Raw genomic sequence first — 15,099 nt, forward strand, 5'->3', positions numbered from 1 at the left:
TCGACGCCCCCACTTCCCCCTTCTCAGCCGCGGATCACCGTCGTGTTCGTCGCCCGGTCGTGCATACCGCGGCCGTCCGCATCCACGATCGCGGCCGGGAACACGAACCCGGTCAGGACGGTGCGCAGCGCGGCGCGCCAGAGGCCGACGGGCTCGGTGGCGTCGACCCGCGCGACACCCATGCCCAGCATGGCCATCCCCGGCGTGCGGGCCATGAGCCAACCGGTGAGGATGCCCAGGACGATCCAGACGAGGTAGGTCAGTGTGGCGGTGTCTCCCAACGCATCCGTGGTGGCGGTAATCAGCGTCGCGATCGCCCACGCGAGGACCCAGTCGATGAGGACTCCGCCCGCGCGCCGCATTACCGACGCCTGCGAGCCCGGCCCCTCCGCCGGCAGCCCCAACGTCTGCCCTGGGTACTCCGGTGTGCCGCCGAACTGGTTCGGCATTTCCGGGCCTTCGCGCCAACTCTTCGATCCTGCCATGGTGACCAAGCCTAGCTGCGCCGCGCGAGCCACGAAAATGGGCGGGGTACGCGACCTCGGCGGGGCATTCGACTAAACTTTGTGTGGTTCACATTGTCGCCGTAAGGAGATAGCACGTGTCTTTCGAAAATATCGAGGACGTAACAAAATTCATTAAGGACGAGGAAGTCGAATTCGTCGACGTCAGGTTCACCGACGTTCCCGGCCGCGAACACCACTTCTCCATCCCGGCGTCCATGTTTGATGAGGATGTCATTGAAGAGGGCCTCGCATTCGACGGCTCCTCCATCCGCGGCTTCACCACCATTGAAGAGTCCGACATGACGCTCATGCCGGACCTGGCCACCGCGAAGCTGGACCAGTTCCGCGAGGCGAAGACGCTGAACGTGAAGTTCTTTGTCAACGACCCGTTCACCCACGAGGCCTTCTCGCGTGACCCGCGTAACGTGGCGCGCAAGGCGGAGGACTACTTGGCGTCGACAGGCATTGCGGACACCTGCAGCTTCGGTGCCGAGGCCGAGTTCTACCTCTTCGACTCCATCCGCTACGAGGCCGAGGGCCACCGCGCGTTCTACGAGATCGACGCGGAAGAGGGCTGGTGGAACCGCGGCAAGGAATCCGACGCCGACGGCAACCCGAACCTGGGCTACAAGAACCGCTACAAGGGCGGCTACTTCCCGGTCCCGCCGTACGACAAGACCGTCGACGTGCGCGACGCGATGGTCCGCAACCTCGACCAGGCCGGCTTCCACATCGAGCGCTTCCACCGCGAGGTGGGCAACGGCGGCCAGCAGGAGATCAACTACCGCTTCAACACCCTGTTGCACGCGGCCGATGACCTGCAGGACTTCAAGTACATTGTGAAGAACACGGCGACCCAGTTTGGCAAGGCGGCGACGTTCATGCCGAAGCCGCTGGCCGGCGACAATGGCTCGGGCATGCACGCCCACCAGTCTCTGTGGAAGGACGGCGAGCCGCTGTTCTACGACGAGTCGGGCTACGGCGGCCTGTCCGACCTGGCACGCTGGTACATCGGCGGCATCCTCGAGCACGCTGGCGCCGTGCTCGCGTTTACCAACCCGACGCTGAACTCCTACCACCGCCTGGTCCCGGGCTTCGAGGCGCCGATCAACCTGGTGTACTCGCAGCGCAACCGCTCCGCCGCGATCCGCATCCCGATCACCGGCACCAACCCGAAGGCCAAGCGCATTGAGTTCCGCGCGCCGGACCCGTCTGGCAACCCCTACTTCGGCTTTGCCGCGATGATGATGGCGGGTATCGACGGCATCAAGAACCGCATCGAGCCGCACGCCCCGGTGGACAAGGACCTCTACGAGCTCCCGCCGGAGGAAGCGAAGGAGATCCCGCAGGCACCGACCTCGCTCGAGGCCTCGCTCGCCGCCCTCGAGGCGGACCACGACTTCCTCACCGAAGGCGACGTCTTCACCGACGACCTGATCCAGACCTACCTCACGCTCAAGCGCGAGGACGAGATCGCGCCGGCCCAGCTGCGGCCGACGCCGCTCGAGTTCGAAATGTACTTCGACTGCTAGCTCGCGCGCGTCAGTCAAAACCCCGAGGGTGTTCCCTCGGGGTTTACTTATACCCGGATGCCTAGGTCGAAGTCGCCAACTCCGGAAATGCTGCGCGGGTGAAGACGTGTGGTGATGCCGATCCGATTCCGGAGCTCGTCCGGCACGGACTCCTCCCCGTGGATTCGGGTCACGGCGTCGGTGAGCTCGAGTGCTGCGCACTCTTCGTCGGAGAATTGCTCCTTGTAGTCGGTCCAGCGCTCGGTGCTGCTGATCTTTTCTTCGCTCCAGCCGTCCTTCTTCGCATCACGACGGTGCATGGCCAGGCAATACACGCATTGGTTGAGCGCGGAAGCCCGCAGCTGCACCAGGTGCGAATAGCGCTTGTCGACGCGCTCGGCCTATGTTTCCAGCCCGAGCATTGGCGCGTAGGCGACTTTCGAAATTGGTTTGTGTGCAGTCATAGAACGATGCTACGCGGCCCGGACCAAAGTAGTCCGGGCCGCGAGTGCATCGTTTCTCGTGGGTCGCGTTCTTAGCCTTCCTGCGGTTCGCTGATCGTGGCCTTCGCCTCGATGAACTCGATCCCGTGGCCCTGGCTGCCCAGTGCGATGGTGTCGCGGTCCAGGATGTAGACGTCCGGGTTCGCCTGCAGGATGGTCTTCAGATCGTCGGCGGCGGCCATAGCGGCCGGGTCGCACAGCGCCTGAGTCTCGGCAAGGTCGCCGACGTGCAGCTTGCCCTGCTCGTCGAAGTGGTAGGTGGCGTTGCCGGAGTTGCACCCGTCGCCGTAGGTCAGGGTGCCGTCCGGGCTGAACTCGATGGTCACGTTCTCGTTGGCCTTCGCCTGCAGCGGGCGCTCGACGGCGGGGCCGCGCAGATGCTCGGGTGCCGGCTGCGCGTGCTCGGGCAGGGCGGTAATCAGGCCGCCCTGCTCGGCCGGAGCAGCCGGCAGCTGAGCGCTGGAGCCCGGCAGCGCCGGTGCGCCGCCGATGAGGATGGAGCTGAGCCCCGCAGCACTCTCGACGATCGCGGGGTCAGACGACAGCCCCTGCGGCAGCTCCTGTGCGTTGGCGGTGCCGGTGGCGCCACCCATCAGGGCAACGGCAATGGTTGCGGTGGACAGTTTCTTCATGATCTTGGAAACCATGGCCCTCAACCTACCGAGCAAAACCGCCAAATCAACCACCTTGAGAGAACTAGAACGGTATCTCCAGGGCACTCCTAAACGCGGCGGTCGAAGCTGAAAGTCGCATGAAAGTTGGTGCAATCAGTTGATAACCCGTTGTGTTTATGCAACACTCTGAGTCATGTCCCCAAAGAAAAGACCTGTGGATCCGATCTTTAACCGTATCCGCGTGCTGCGCACCGAACGGGACATGTCGCGCGGGCAACTCGCGGAAGCGGTTGAAGTCAATCCACAAACCATCGGAGCGCTCGAGCGCGGCGACCACTACCCCAGCCTCGACCTCGCATTCAAAATCTGCGACGTCTTCGGGCTGCCGGTGGAAGCCGTGTTCTCCCGTACCGAGTTCACGCCAATGTCAACCGAGATCTACCGCACACCCTAAAACCCCGAAAGGACTCCCCATGGCACCGAAAGATGTTCACGCGATCGTCGTGAAGCGAAATCGGCTCACTCTGGCCACCGACGTCGGAATCGCGATCGTGCTGCTCGCTGCGGTCCTCCAATTTTTCAACCCCACTGTGTCCACTGCGCTGTGGCTCGGTGGGGGTGCGCTCGCCGCGGTCGGAATCTTGCTGCTTCGCAAATCCATCGGCGGGGCCGACATGCCGCGCGCCGAGCTCGACGAGTACGAGACCCAGCGGCACATCGAGGCTCGCGACGAGGGACTAAGCTGGTCCATCTTCTCCTCAACCGCCATGTTTGTCCTGGCAGGATTCCTGGCGCTCGCGACGCGCTTCGGATTCGAACCGTCAAGCCTGGACGTGGCGCTGTTCTTTGCCAAACTGCTCTTCTGCCAGATGCTCTGGATCCCGTTCGTGGTGGCGCGCTCACTGGCGGGCAAGATCAACCGCGACGCGCTCATCGCCGCCGAGTAACTACTGCGCGGCGGCCTTGGTGAACTCGATCGCCTTCGCCTGGCTCCCGAGCGCGACGCCACCGTTAACCTGGTACACGGCCGGGGCGGACTGCAGCACCGACTTCAGCGCGGCGGCGTTGTTCATCGTCGCGGAATCGCACATGACGCGGGTCTCCGAAAGGCCGCTGACGTGCAGAGAGCCGACGTCGTCGATGGTGTACAGGCCGTTGCCGGAGTTGCAGCCGTCGCTGTAGGTGAGCGTGCCGTCGGCGCGCAGCTCCACAGTCATCGCCTGGCTCTGCTTCGCCTCGAGCAGCCCGGTCACCGCGCGCTGCGCCTGCGACTTGGGCAACGGCTGCGCGTCGGCGGGCAGGGTGGTCACGACGGAAGACTGCGACGCGCGCTGCTCCGCCGCCTTCCCGCTCGCGCCGCCAAGCACGGTGGCGTTGAGCTCGCCAAGCCGGTCGGTATCGACATAGTCGGTCACGTTCAGGCTTGCGACGCTCGGCACAGACGACAGGTCCTGCGCCCCCGCCGTACCAGCGCCGCTGAGCGCCAGCGCGCCGATCGCCGCCGCGGCAGCCGTCTTGGTGGTCAATTTCCGTACGATCTGGTTAGCCATGCGGACCAACGTACCGGCGCCCCGGCGCGATCTCCCTTGAAACGAACACGTCTTATGAAAGCGTTACGGTCCTGCCAACGCGCACCAAGGTCGAGTGTGGGGTGGTCTTTGCTACGCTTGAGGGACTTTTTACGCTACGCCGATAAGGAGCCCCCATGCCGTTCCGTTTCCGCCGCTCCAAGAAGTTCGGGCCGTTCCGGTTCACGATGTCCGGATCCGGCCTCTCCGCGTCCGTCGGCTCGGGCCCGTTCCGCTACACGTTCAACTCCAACGGCGGCCGCACGCGCACGATGCGCACCGGTATCCCGGGCTTGCGCTACGAGGAGCGCGACACCCCGAACCAGGTGCGCAGGAAGAAGCGCGCGAAGCAGCAGCGCAAGCAGGTTGGTAAGGAGCAGGCTAGCTTCGACGAGATTTCGCAGCAGTACCGCTAGCCACCAGCCACCAAATCGCGGCGGTGGCGAGCACGGTCGCGCCTATCGACGCCACCGCATCCCCCACCGTCGCCTCAGCCAAGCCCGCAACGGGCACGTGGAAGGGATCCGGTAGGATCGCGAGCGTGTTCGCCACGGCGTGCACCGCCAACGACGCCTCGAGCCCGCCCGTTGCCCACGTGAGGAACGCGCCGCAGAGCGCGAACGTCGCGACGCTGAGCTGGCCTCGCCAGCCGTAGTCGTGGACGGAGACGAACATGAACGCGGGGACGAGGTAGGCCACCCACGGCGAGCGGGTCCACTGCCCTACTGCCTGCACCAGCGAGCCGCGAAACACCAGCTCTTCCGACAGCGCCTGCAGCGGGATGAGCGCGACGAGGATGCACAACGCACCGAAGTTCTCTGCGGTGAACGCACCGTCCGCGGGTTCGCTCCGCCACAGCGTGTACGCCAGCTCCGCACCGAACGCGACGAGCGCCGGCACCAGCGCGATGCCGAAGATACGCCACCGGAAGCGGCGCTCCACCGACCACAGCACGGCCGGGCGCCGGCCCCGCAACCACGCGGCGATGAACGCCGCGGGGATCGTCGCGCCCTCTATTGACCCCGCCGCGAGCGCGAGCCAAGGCGTGTCCACGAACTCGAACTCGCCCATCGCCTTGACCGACGGGTCGAAGAACTGATCCGCCGCGCTGAAGAGCGCGAGCATCGCGGCGAAGATGCCGAAGAAGAGTATGAGGACGACGACGAGCTCGAGAAGCGGACGCCACCAGGCAACGCGCGGCGCACCGTCGCGGCCGAGCAAATGATAGGAACCCATGCCTTCAAGATACGCCGCTGGGGTGGGGTAACGTGGCGTCGTGAAGCAATAGGGATTACCATAAGCCCGTGACTGACAAATTTCGCCAACTCCCGCCCCCGGGCCCCGCGTGGGGCGGCAGCCTCATGGGCACCTCGATCGTCGCGCGCCTGCTCGTCGAGGAAGACCTCCTCCTCCTCGCCGGCATCTTCGCCGCCATCGCGTGCGTGATCCTCGTCGTGCTCACCGTAGGCTTTGCGCGCTACCGCCAGCCCAGCTTCGAGCGCACCACGATGGCCGAGTGGTCGATGTACTTTATCGGCATCCTCGCGCTCGGCGCCGCGCTGTCCGGGCTCACCGGCGACGGCGTGTACAGGCTCATCGGCTTCTGGATCGGCGGCCCAGTCACCGTCATCACCTGGGCGATCCAGCTCACGCGATTCGACGGCCAGCCCCGGTTCACCTGGGGCCTGCCGCTGGTCGGGCCGATGATTTCCGCGTCCGTCTCCGGCTGGCTCGCGCACGACTACGGCCCGCTCTACCACGTGATGGGCACCGCCCTGTTTGTCATGTCGCTGCTTACCGCGGTGCCGACATTCGCCCGCGTCTACTGGGCCGCCTGGCACGGGCGCGTTGACTTCGAGGGCGCGAAGTCCGCCACCGCGTGGGTGCCACTCGGCGTGGTCGGGCAATCCACCACCGCGATGCAGATCCTCTTCCCGGGCACGGTCTCCATCTACTACGGCCTGGTCGCGCTGATCATCGCGATCCCGCTCGCGATCTACGCCATGATCACCTTCTACCCCAACGCCGCGCGCTGGGTGCCGTACTCGCCGGCATGGTGGTCGTGTACCTTCCCGCCGGGCACCGTCAGCATGGGCGGACACCAGATGGCGATGGTCAGCGGGTCGCAGTGGCTGGACGCGATCGCACTGAGCATCCCGGTGCTGCTCGTCGCGCACTGGGCGCTGTGCTCGAGCCGGTTCGTCAGTTGGGTGGCGGAGGGGCGCACGAGCTAGGCGCGCACCGCGAGCACCGCGTAGGTGTAATCCAGCAGCGGGGTGGGCACGCCCGCGGCGGCGGCCTGCCGACGGATCGCGCCGACTTGCGCGTCGAGCTCGCTGGGCAGTCCGTCCGCGATGTCGCGCTGCATCGAGCTCGTCGCGCCCGCGTACTGCTGGTCCGCAAACGCGAGGGTTTGCGAGACCGCGTCCGCCGGCAGCCGCACGCCAAGCCCGCGGGCTGCGGCCTCGACTTCTTTCATCAGGGCGCGGAGTTGGGGGCGCAAAGCGTCGCGAAGCACGCCCATCGGCACGCCGGCCACCGCGCCGAGCGCGCCCGTCGTGGTGACAAACATGGCTTTTGACCACACGTCCGTAAGCACGTCGCCCGGCGCGTACAGCTCGCCGCCGATCCCCGCCTCATCCAGCGCCGCGCGGAACGTCCGGGCAGTTTCGCTTATCGACGCCCCCGCCACCGGCCCAAAGCTCAACGCCAAAGGCCCGGGATTGAGCACGATCTCTGCCGGCCCGACACGCGTGGCGTAGCAGCGGGCCACCCCGGCGAGGACCCGGTCGGCGCCGAAAATGCGCGCGGCGGTGTCGTGGATTTCGACCGAGTTCTGCGTCGTGACGATGGGCACGCCGCCGAGCTGCCGCGCGTCCGCGAGGTCCGCGAACGTCGGGTTATCCGGCAGCGCCTTCGTGGCGACAACCACGATGTCCGCCCCGCCCATCAGGTCCGCGGCCTCCCCGGCGTGCTCCGCCGCGTGGACCCGGACGGCGCGCGCCGGCTCGTCGCCGCGGCTGAGCAGCACGCCGCGCTGCCTGAGCGCCGCGAGCGTCTCCCCGCGCGCGACAAACGACACCTCGTGACCAGCCTCTGCGAGCACGCCGCCGAAGTACCCGCCGATCGCGCCCGCACCAATGCACACCACCTTCATGGTGCACAGTCTATCCGCGCGCACGCCGCCGCGTGCGCCTTTACTCCGGCGGCGACGGCCCCGCGTAGGTGGGCTCACCGGCCGGCGCGCCCTGGGCCGGCCCGCCGATCACGGCGCCGGTATCGGCGTAGGCCCGGCCGGTGAAGCGCGGCGCGGCGTACTTCGGACCGACCCACGCGATGCGCCCGTCGATGCGGGTCATGCGGCCGCGCTTCGGGTCGCCGTTGACGGCATTGTGGTGCGGGCACAGCCAGCACATGTTCGCCGGGGTGGTCTCTCCCCCGTGCGCGTACTCGGTGAGGTGGTGGGCCTGGCACTTGGAAATCGGCGCGTTGCAGTCAGGCCAGCAGCACGTCGGCGAGTCCACCTCCAACGCGAGCCGCTGCACCCGGGACGCGAGGCGCATGCGGTGGGTGTTGATCGGGCCAAGGTGCTCCGCGGCGAGCGTGATGTAGCCGTCCGGCAGGATCCGGCGCTTGAGCAACTGGCTGGTGGTCATGCGGACCCCGGTGTTGGTGACGACGACCGGCTCGGTGTCGTCGCTGTCGTCGGTGCCTGCGAGTACGTGGTCGATGTCCTTGTCGGTGACAATGGCGTGCACCGCCACCGGTGCCTGCACGATGCGCCGGTTGTTGACAATCCAGTCAATCGCATCGATAGGCTTGCCCCGCTCGTCGGGCGTTTCGAACGTGGTGACCACGTCCTGCAGTCGGTTGGTAGGGCCGGTGAGCCGGATGATGAACTTGTCGTTTTTCATGTCGCGCTGGATCCGCACCCCGTCCTCGGGCACGCGCGGCGCGATGAAGTCCTTGCGCAGCCGGGCGGCCTTCTTTGCGATGGTGGCGGTGTCCCCCTGCGCGGCGCACAGCTCGGCGGTGTATTCCCAACGCTTGGTCGGGTTGCTGATGCGGCGAGCGGTGCGCTCGATCAGCTCCAGCGTTTCAATGCAGTGACTGTTGGCTTCCGCCGCGGAGCGTGCCTCGGCCTGGTAGCGCGAGTGGCTGGTCGGCCGAAAGAACCGCCGCGCGAGCCGCACCAGCGTATCCGCGTAGTCCTCAGCCGCGCCCATCCCCACCAGCGCGGGCGCGTCGAGCCCGGCCTCGTCGACGAGCCGGAGCGTGGCAATACCCCCAGCGCGGAAGGCCAAAAAGGCCCGTAGTTGTTCCTCCCCCATAGGCCCACAACCTAGCCCACCCCCACGCACCCCGCAACCGCAAGGTTGAGATCCACCGCGATCCCACCGACGCGCCCGCGGGACGTGAACTGCCACACCTGCGGTGCCGGGAACCCGAGCGGCCGCGGCCACGGCCCGAGGCGCGCGGGGTCGGTCACGGAGTTGTCGCCCCACTGCGCCAGCCACAGGGCCCCGAACTCCGCCGGGTTGGCAAGGCGCATGTGGCGTCGCCAGTAGCGGGCGGTGGTGTAGACGCCGGCGACGGGGACGCCTGCGGCGCGGAAGGCGGTGTCGGCGGCGCGGACGTCGGCAAGCGAAAGCCCCGCGGGTGACTCCACGTCGAGCCACATCGGCAGCCGCCTCCCGCCCAACACGTCGAGGGCGGCGCCGACCTGCTCGGCGACGGTCGTGCCCTCCGACGGGCTGCGCAGGTAGTGGTAGGTGGACAGGGAGCAGTGGGACGAGTGGGCGTCGAGAAGCAATTGCTCGAAGCACGGGTCCTGGTAGGTGCCGTCGGTGGTGCGCAGGACCGCGAAGTCGAAGCCGGCGAAGTCGAGGCCGGCCTGGTACTCGGAGCAATCGACGCCGAGCCTCACCGCTTGGACAGCCCCATCCGCGGGGTGAACGACGCGGGGTGACGGCGCTGGGCGGCCGCGTCCGCGATGGCCAGGCGCCACTTCGGGTCCGTGACGGGCATGCGCGAGATGGGGAACCAGCCGACCTCGGTCGACTCGTCGTCGCCCACCACCGGCTCCGCGGCGGGGTTTACCGGCTCGAGGCGCAGCTGCACCGACATGTAGCTGGCCTGATCGCCGTTGGCGTGCACGAGAGGGCCGACGGACCCCGCGCCAAGGATCGCGGCGGGCGTGGCCTCGATGCCGGTCTCCTCGCGCACCTCGCGCACCGCCGCGTCGTGCGGCTGCTCGCCCGGCTCCGCGATCCCGGTCACCGGGGTCCACTCGCCGTTGTCCGCGCGGCGCACGAGCAGCACGTCCGGCACCGCCCAGGCGGACTGGTCGGCGGAATCGCGCAGCACGATCGCGGCGACCGACGGCAGCCAGAGCGGGTCGTGGCCGATCTTCTCGCGGATCTGCACGATAAATTCCGGGATTGGCACGGCGTGTCCTTTCGTTCGTCGTTCGCGTGCCCACGAGTCTACGTCGGCTAGGATGAGCTGCGATGCACACCCTGAAGCGCCTCCCCAAAGCCGTATTTATCACCGTCTACGGCGCGGTGCTGATCGCGCTCGTGGTCATGATCGCAGCGCTGACCAGCTACCAAACCAACGCGCGCACCACGCAGACGACGCCGGCGCCGCCGGTTTCCGCCTGGAACCCCACGCCTGCCGACGCCCCCAACGTCGCCGCCAGCGTCCGCCCCAACGTCATCGCCGACGCGCAGGTAGGCGCCACGAAGACCGGTGTGATGCTGCGCGGTGACCTCACCCCCACCGCCATGGTGAGTGCGGAGACCGCCGGCCACATCTCGCGCCTGCTCGAGCAGAACTGCCTGGACACGCTCACCCTCGAGACACCCGACAACATGCGCTTCGAGCTGCTGGGCTTTTGCTTCACGACGCTCCCGCCCCAGACCATCGCCGACCTCCTCCACTTCGGCGACGAGCACGGTGCCAACTCGGTCACGGTGACCAACAACCTGGAGCGCCAGGGGGGCGGCCAACTCGCGCAGCTGTACTGGCTCGACGCGACGCACGAGCAGGTGGAGGCGCTGCAGCCGGCATGGGAGGAGTTCGGCCTGCGCCCGTACCTGGACCGCGCGACTTTCGAGGCGTTCACGGACGACGAGCTCACCATCATGGAGGCGAATCCCTCGCGGCCGCACACCTACAAGCACGAACCGACCGGCGCGGCGCTGCGCGAGAAGTGGGGCATGCCGGAGCCTGGCGAATCCTGGTAGCTTCGCAGCGCAGCGCTACCAGCGTTGCGTCTCCCACTGCGCGTCCGGCACGACCTGGTCGATCACGGTCATCATCTGCTCGACGTTTGAGTAGGACATGAGCTTGGGGTTCTCCATCCCCTCCCAGCAGTCCTCGCCGCTGCGGCCGGCCTCCGTGCCGGAGACGATGCCGATGATTACGGCGCGGCCGTTGACGTGGGTGAACACCGGGCCGCCCGAGTCGCCGGCGGCGGCGCAGACTGCGGCGATGTCGCCGAAGGTTTCGCGGTCTTCGTCGTCCCCCGCGTTCACGATCTGCACCCGCTGCGTGTCTTCGAACTCGCCGCAGGTGTAGCCGGTGGTGGCGCCGGTTTTGCAGACGTGGCCCACTGGCGGGACTTCGTCGGCGATGCCGGTGGGGATTGGGTCGCCAATCACGTCCATGTAGCGGTCCGGGTCGGTGATCTTGATGATGCCGACGTCGATGCCGTCGGAGGCGCTGGCGTCGTGAGCAAACAGCCCCGAGTAGACGAACTGGCCGACTTCGTGCGCGTAGTCGAAGGCGCGCGAGGCGTTCGTGGGCCACACGAGGTCGCCGGCGTGGCCGCAGTGCCCCGCGGTGACGGCGTAGTGCTGGCCCGCCGCGTCGCTGAAGCTGAACGCGACGGTGCACGACTGCGCCGTGAAGCTCTCGCCGGGCTGCGGCTGGTGGTCTGTCGTCTGGATGCGCGTACCGGGCGCCCACAACGCGAACGCTGGCACGCGGACCAGGTTGGCCTGGCCGTCAGACTCGGCGGCCTCCGTCTCCAGCGGGGTCTGCACCGCCTCGCGCGCCTGGCGCTCCTCGACGGAGCCGGTGGGCAGCTGCGAGGTGGTCAAGCCGAGCCACACCACGGAGGCGACGAACAGGGCGACTGCGACGATGCAGACCACCCAGCTCACGGTGCGTGCCGTGGTGCTGCGCGGGGCGGGTGCGGCGCGGTGTTGCGGCGCGGGCTCCGGGAACGTCCAGCGCTCGCCGTAGGTCGGCTGGTACTTCCTGGCGTGGTTGCCGGTCGATGAATCGTTTGGGTGGGTCACGCTACTCGGCGTCCGAGTGCTCCTCCGCGTCGTTTTCCGACTCAGCGCCGGCGGATGCCTGGATCTTTAGGTCGCGGATGAACTTCTCCGGGTCGAACTCGGTGAAGTAGTCGGGGCCGGCGAACTGTTCCTGTGCCATGGTGTGCTCCTTTTCGTGCTGGGGCTTACTGCCCGAGGGTATCGACGATAAACTGCTTGACGCGCTCCGCGTCGTTGGGCAGGTCCGTGACGTGGCGGTCGGCGGCCAAGATGGAGGCGAAGCGCTCCGGCACCTGCGGCTCGCGGCCGGTCGCCTCGACGATCGTGTCGGCGAACTTGACCGGCAGCGCGGTCTCCAGGACCACGATGCGGGTGTCGGTCTCGTCGGCAAGGCCGCGTGCGACGTGGATGCCGTCGGCGGTGTGCGGGTCCACCATTACCCCGTGCTCCTCCCACGTCTGCTTGATCGTGGCGAGTCGGTCGGCGTGGGTGGACGAGCCCGAGACGAAGCCGAAGTCGTTCCGGATGCGGTCCAGGACCTCCTGGCCGCCCAGATCGTCCAGGTCGAAGCCGCCCTCCTTCACTTTGGTACCGAAGAGGCGCTTGGTGGCGGAGGCGTCGCGCTGGAGGGCGTCGAAAAGCATGCGCTCGAAGTTGGATGCCTTCGAGATGTCCATGGACGGCGACGAGGTGGCCTGGGTTTCCGCCGAGGAGCGCGGGCGGTAGTTGCCGGTGCGGAAGAACTCGTCGAGCACGTCGTTTTCGTTCGTGGCCACGATGAGGCGGTCGATGGGCAGGCCCATGCGCTTGACGACGTAGCCCGCGCACACGTCACCAAAGTTGCCGGTCGGTACAGCGAACGAGAGTTTTTCGTCGTTCGACTCGGTCACGCGCAGGTAGGTCGAGATGTAGTAGACGGTCTGCGCAAGCAGGCGCGCCCAGTTGATGGAGTTCACCGCGCCGATGGAGTACTTGGCCTTGAAGGCGGCGTCGGCGTTGACCTCCTTGACCACGTCCTGGCAGTCGTCGAAGACGCCGTCGAGGGCGATGTTGTGGATGTTCGGGTCGTCCAGCCCGAACATCTGCGCCTGCTGGAACGGGGTCATGCGGCCGGCTGGGGTGAGCATGAAGACGCGGATGTTGTTGCGTCCGCGCATCGCGTACTCGGCGGACGAGCCGGTGTCGCCCGAGGTCGCGCCCAACACGGCGAGCGCCTCGCCGCGGCGGGTCAGCTCGTACTCGAACAGCTCGCCGAGCAGCTGCATCGCCATGTCCTTGAACGCGGCGGTGGGGCCCTCGGACAGGTGGGCGATGGAGAGCGTTTCATCCAGCTCCGTGACCGGAACGATGTCCGGGTGCGCGAACTTGGGAGTGCTGTAGGCCTTGGCGGTGAGTTCCTCGATCACCGCTGGCGGGATGTCGTCCACGAACAGCTTCACAACCTCGGCCGCGAGGGCTGCGTACCCCTCGGCGGCGAGGAGGTCACGCCAGGCGTCGAGAAGCGAAGGCTCCAGGCGCGGATACGTGGCCGGCATGAACAGACCGCCGTCGGCGCTCAATCCCCCGAGCAGGATGTCGGTGAACTTGTGCGGTGAGGCGGTCGTATCGCGAGTTGAAATGTAATCCACGGGCGTCGAGTTTACGGGACCGGGTTGGAATTCGTAGATATTTTTGCGGCGCATCGGGCTGCGCAACGTGCACGAGTTCCCTCAAAGGTATTCCCAATTAAACATAACGGGCGTTAGGGTATTACCATTCATTGCCATGGCAAACAATCATCCACGCGAACAACTGACAACCAAAGCCCTTATCGTGTGGTTCGGCGCAGTCGCTGTGTATGCCGTAGCCATCCTCGGCCGCACCTCCTTCGGTGTGGCAAGCGTGGAAGCTATCGACAGATTCAACGTCGACGCATCACGAATCGCAGTCTTTACCGCAGTCCAGGTCGGCGTCTACGCCTTCGCGCAGATCCCCACCGGGCTGCTCATCGACAGGCTCGGCCCCCGCTTCATGCTCGTCGCCGGCGCCATCATCATGGCCGTGGGGCAGATCGTCCTCGGCCTGACCACGTCGTACGGCGTAGCCATTGTCGCCCGCGTCCTCATCGGCGCCGGCGACGCCACCGCGTTCCTGTCCGGCATGCGCATCCTGCCCTACTGGTTCCCGCCGCGGAAGACCCCGCTGTTCACCCAGCTCACCGCGGCGCTCGGCCAGCTCGGCCAGTTCCTCTCCGCGGTCCCCTTCCTCGCCCTGCTCACCGCCAAGGGCTGGACCGTCTCCTTCGTCTCCCTCGGCGCGCTCGGCCTACTTGTCGCGCTCCTCGCCGCGATCGCAGTCGCCGACACCCCGGAATGGGCCGAGATGACGCCCGGCCAGCGCCGCGAGATCAAGCAGCAGCGCCAGGACGACCGCACCCCGATGAAGGAGGTGCTCGGCGTGGTCCTGCGCTCCCCCATCGCCTGGGAGGCCTTCTTCATCCACGGCTGGGTCATCTTCTGGATGTTCAGCTTCTGCCTCCTGTGGGGCCTGCCGCTCATGACGCTCGGCATGGGACTGACCGAAAGCCAGGCCGGCACCGTGCTCATCCTGTTCACGGTGGTCAATATCGCCTCGGCACCGTTCGTCGGCGCGGTCTCCGCCCGCATGGGCTCGAGCCGCGACCTCGGCGCCCTCATCCTCGGCGGCGTCACCCCGCTGGCGTGGATCATCTTCTTCCTGCCCAGCGAGCCGCGCAGCTACGCGGCCATCCTCACCATGGCCATCATCATGGGCCTGTGCGTGCCCACCGCGAACTTCGGCTTCGACGCCGTGCGCGAAAACCTGCCCACCAATATGGTCGCCACCGGCACCGGCCTGGGCAACATGGGCGGGTTCGTCGCGACCATGATCGGCGCTCAGACCGTCGGCGTGCTGCTCGACCACTCCTCGCACGGGCAGGCCTACCAGTGGCACGACTTCCAGCTCGCCTGGATCGCCTTCTACGTCACGGCCGCCGTGTTGCTCATCGGCCTGCTCGTGTCGCGCCGCAAGGCGCAGCGCCTTACCGCGACACCGCGCGTCAAGATCGTCAACGAGGCGCCCGCCGAGCGGCAGAAGCTGCAGGACGCGTAG

Annotated in this window: 18 protein-coding genes and 1 pseudogene; 7 read left to right on the top strand and 12 right to left on the bottom strand. The window is 67.1% G+C overall.

Features of this window, described 5'->3' with window-relative positions; all coding sequences use genetic code 11:
- Positions 1 to 23: 23 nt before the first annotated feature.
- On the bottom strand, positions 24 to 485 hold the full coding sequence (locus EAW56_RS05395; protein ID WP_095534918.1) for an RDD family protein: 462 nt from the start codon (positions 483 to 485) through the stop codon (positions 24 to 26).
- 116 nt (positions 486 to 601) lie between these two features.
- Here EAW56_RS05395 and glnA point away from each other — a divergent pair, with 116 nt between their 5' ends.
- Positions 602 to 2,038: a type I glutamate--ammonia ligase gene (gene glnA / locus EAW56_RS05400; protein ID WP_122085519.1), complete on the top strand. Its 1,437-nt coding sequence runs from the start codon at positions 602 to 604 to the stop codon at positions 2,036 to 2,038.
- A 47-nt stretch (positions 2,039 to 2,085) separates the two neighbouring features.
- On the opposite strand, the pseudogene EAW56_RS05405 reads toward glnA, so the two are convergent.
- Together EAW56_RS05405 and EAW56_RS05410 are read right to left on the bottom strand one after the other, a co-directional pair.
- Positions 2,086 to 2,400: pseudogene (locus EAW56_RS05405) on the bottom strand (carboxymuconolactone decarboxylase family protein); the annotation flags it as partial.
- 152 nt (positions 2,401 to 2,552) lie between these two features.
- On the bottom strand, positions 2,553 to 3,167 hold the full coding sequence (locus tag EAW56_RS05410; protein ID WP_095546931.1) for an META domain-containing protein: 615 nt from the start codon (positions 3,165 to 3,167) through the stop codon (positions 2,553 to 2,555).
- A gap of 160 nt (positions 3,168 to 3,327) precedes the next feature.
- Here EAW56_RS05410 and EAW56_RS05415 point away from each other — a divergent pair, with 160 nt between their 5' ends.
- Together EAW56_RS05415 and EAW56_RS05420 are read left to right on the top strand one after the other, a co-directional pair.
- Complete coding sequence (locus EAW56_RS05415; RefSeq protein WP_095278171.1) at positions 3,328 to 3,588, top strand: helix-turn-helix transcriptional regulator; 261 nt, start codon at positions 3,328 to 3,330, stop codon at positions 3,586 to 3,588.
- Between the two features lie 19 nt (positions 3,589 to 3,607).
- Entirely contained in the window at positions 3,608 to 4,081 is a 474-nt protein-coding gene (locus tag EAW56_RS05420; protein ID WP_122085521.1) for a hypothetical protein, read from the top strand.
- Here EAW56_RS05420 and EAW56_RS05425 read toward each other — a convergent pair whose 3' ends face one another.
- Positions 4,082 to 4,684 carry an META domain-containing protein gene (locus EAW56_RS05425; protein ID WP_122085523.1) on the bottom strand — a complete coding sequence of 201 codons (603 nt, stop codon included), beginning with the start codon at positions 4,682 to 4,684 and terminating at the stop codon, positions 4,082 to 4,084.
- Positions 4,685 to 4,839: 155 nt separating this feature from the next.
- Here EAW56_RS05425 and EAW56_RS05430 point away from each other — a divergent pair, with 155 nt between their 5' ends.
- The gene (locus EAW56_RS05430) at positions 4,840 to 5,118 is read left to right on the top strand and encodes a DUF4236 domain-containing protein (RefSeq protein WP_095538082.1); all 279 of its coding nucleotides are present in this window, start codon (positions 4,840 to 4,842) and stop codon (positions 5,116 to 5,118) included.
- Here EAW56_RS05430 and EAW56_RS05435 read toward each other — a convergent pair.
- Positions 5,084 to 5,938: a CPBP family intramembrane glutamic endopeptidase gene (locus tag EAW56_RS05435; RefSeq protein WP_122085524.1), complete on the bottom strand. Its 855-nt coding sequence runs from the start codon at positions 5,936 to 5,938 to the stop codon at positions 5,084 to 5,086. The two genes, EAW56_RS05430 and EAW56_RS05435, sit on opposite strands and share 35 nt — an antisense overlap.
- Before the next feature lie 68 nt (positions 5,939 to 6,006).
- On the opposite strand from EAW56_RS05435, the gene EAW56_RS05440 reads away from it, so the two are divergent.
- Entirely contained in the window at positions 6,007 to 6,936 is a 930-nt protein-coding gene (locus EAW56_RS05440) for a TDT family transporter (RefSeq protein ID WP_122085526.1), read from the top strand.
- Here the strand turns inward: EAW56_RS05440 and EAW56_RS05445 are convergent.
- The 4 genes from EAW56_RS05445 to EAW56_RS05460 are packed head-to-tail and all read right to left on the bottom strand — an operon-like array spanning position 6,933 to position 10,150.
- Positions 6,933 to 7,859 (bottom strand): 2-dehydropantoate 2-reductase, encoded by a 927-nt coding sequence (locus EAW56_RS05445; protein WP_122085528.1) that lies wholly within the window; start codon positions 7,857 to 7,859, stop codon positions 6,933 to 6,935. The genes EAW56_RS05440 and EAW56_RS05445 overlap by 4 nt on opposite strands.
- 40 nt (positions 7,860 to 7,899) lie before the next feature.
- Positions 7,900 to 9,033, bottom strand: a complete 1,134-nt coding sequence (locus EAW56_RS05450; RefSeq protein WP_143340140.1) for an HNH endonuclease signature motif containing protein — start codon at positions 9,031 to 9,033, stop codon at positions 7,900 to 7,902.
- 11 nt (positions 9,034 to 9,044) lie between these two features.
- A complete protein-coding gene (locus tag EAW56_RS05455; protein WP_122085529.1) occupies positions 9,045 to 9,629 on the bottom strand; it encodes a GH25 family lysozyme in 585 nt (194 codons plus the stop codon).
- A complete protein-coding gene (locus tag EAW56_RS05460) occupies positions 9,626 to 10,150 on the bottom strand; it encodes an NUDIX hydrolase (RefSeq protein ID WP_122085531.1) in 525 nt (174 codons plus the stop codon). Before EAW56_RS05460 ends, EAW56_RS05455 begins: the two co-directional genes overlap by 4 nt.
- Before the next feature lie 62 nt (positions 10,151 to 10,212).
- Here EAW56_RS05460 and EAW56_RS05465 point away from each other — a divergent pair, with 62 nt between their 5' ends.
- Positions 10,213 to 10,950 (top strand): hypothetical protein, encoded by a 738-nt coding sequence (locus tag EAW56_RS05465; RefSeq protein WP_122085533.1) that lies wholly within the window; start codon positions 10,213 to 10,215, stop codon positions 10,948 to 10,950.
- A gap of 15 nt (positions 10,951 to 10,965) precedes the next feature.
- Here the strand turns inward: EAW56_RS05465 and EAW56_RS05470 are convergent, their stop codons facing one another.
- The 3 genes from EAW56_RS05470 to thrC are packed head-to-tail and all read right to left on the bottom strand — an operon-like array spanning position 10,966 to position 13,616.
- A complete protein-coding gene (locus tag EAW56_RS05470; protein ID WP_233125676.1) occupies positions 10,966 to 12,009 on the bottom strand; it encodes a S1 family peptidase in 1,044 nt (347 codons plus the stop codon).
- A 1-nt stretch (position 12,010) separates the two neighbouring features.
- Positions 12,011 to 12,148 carry a hypothetical protein gene (locus EAW56_RS12700; RefSeq protein WP_167457398.1) on the bottom strand — a complete coding sequence of 46 codons (138 nt, stop codon included), beginning with the start codon at positions 12,146 to 12,148 and terminating at the stop codon, positions 12,011 to 12,013.
- 25 nt (positions 12,149 to 12,173) lie between these two features.
- Positions 12,174 to 13,616: a threonine synthase gene (thrC, locus tag EAW56_RS05475; RefSeq protein ID WP_095546971.1), complete on the bottom strand. Its 1,443-nt coding sequence runs from the start codon at positions 13,614 to 13,616 to the stop codon at positions 12,174 to 12,176.
- A gap of 136 nt (positions 13,617 to 13,752) precedes the next feature.
- Between thrC and EAW56_RS05480 the strand changes: the two genes are divergently transcribed.
- The gene (locus EAW56_RS05480; RefSeq protein ID WP_095546921.1) at positions 13,753 to 15,099 is read left to right on the top strand and encodes an MFS transporter; all 1,347 of its coding nucleotides are present in this window, start codon (positions 13,753 to 13,755) and stop codon (positions 15,097 to 15,099) included.

This window comes from Corynebacterium gottingense, assembly GCF_003693265.1.
In the GTDB taxonomy this organism is placed as follows: Bacteria; Actinomycetota; Actinomycetes; order Mycobacteriales; family Mycobacteriaceae; genus Corynebacterium; species Corynebacterium gottingense.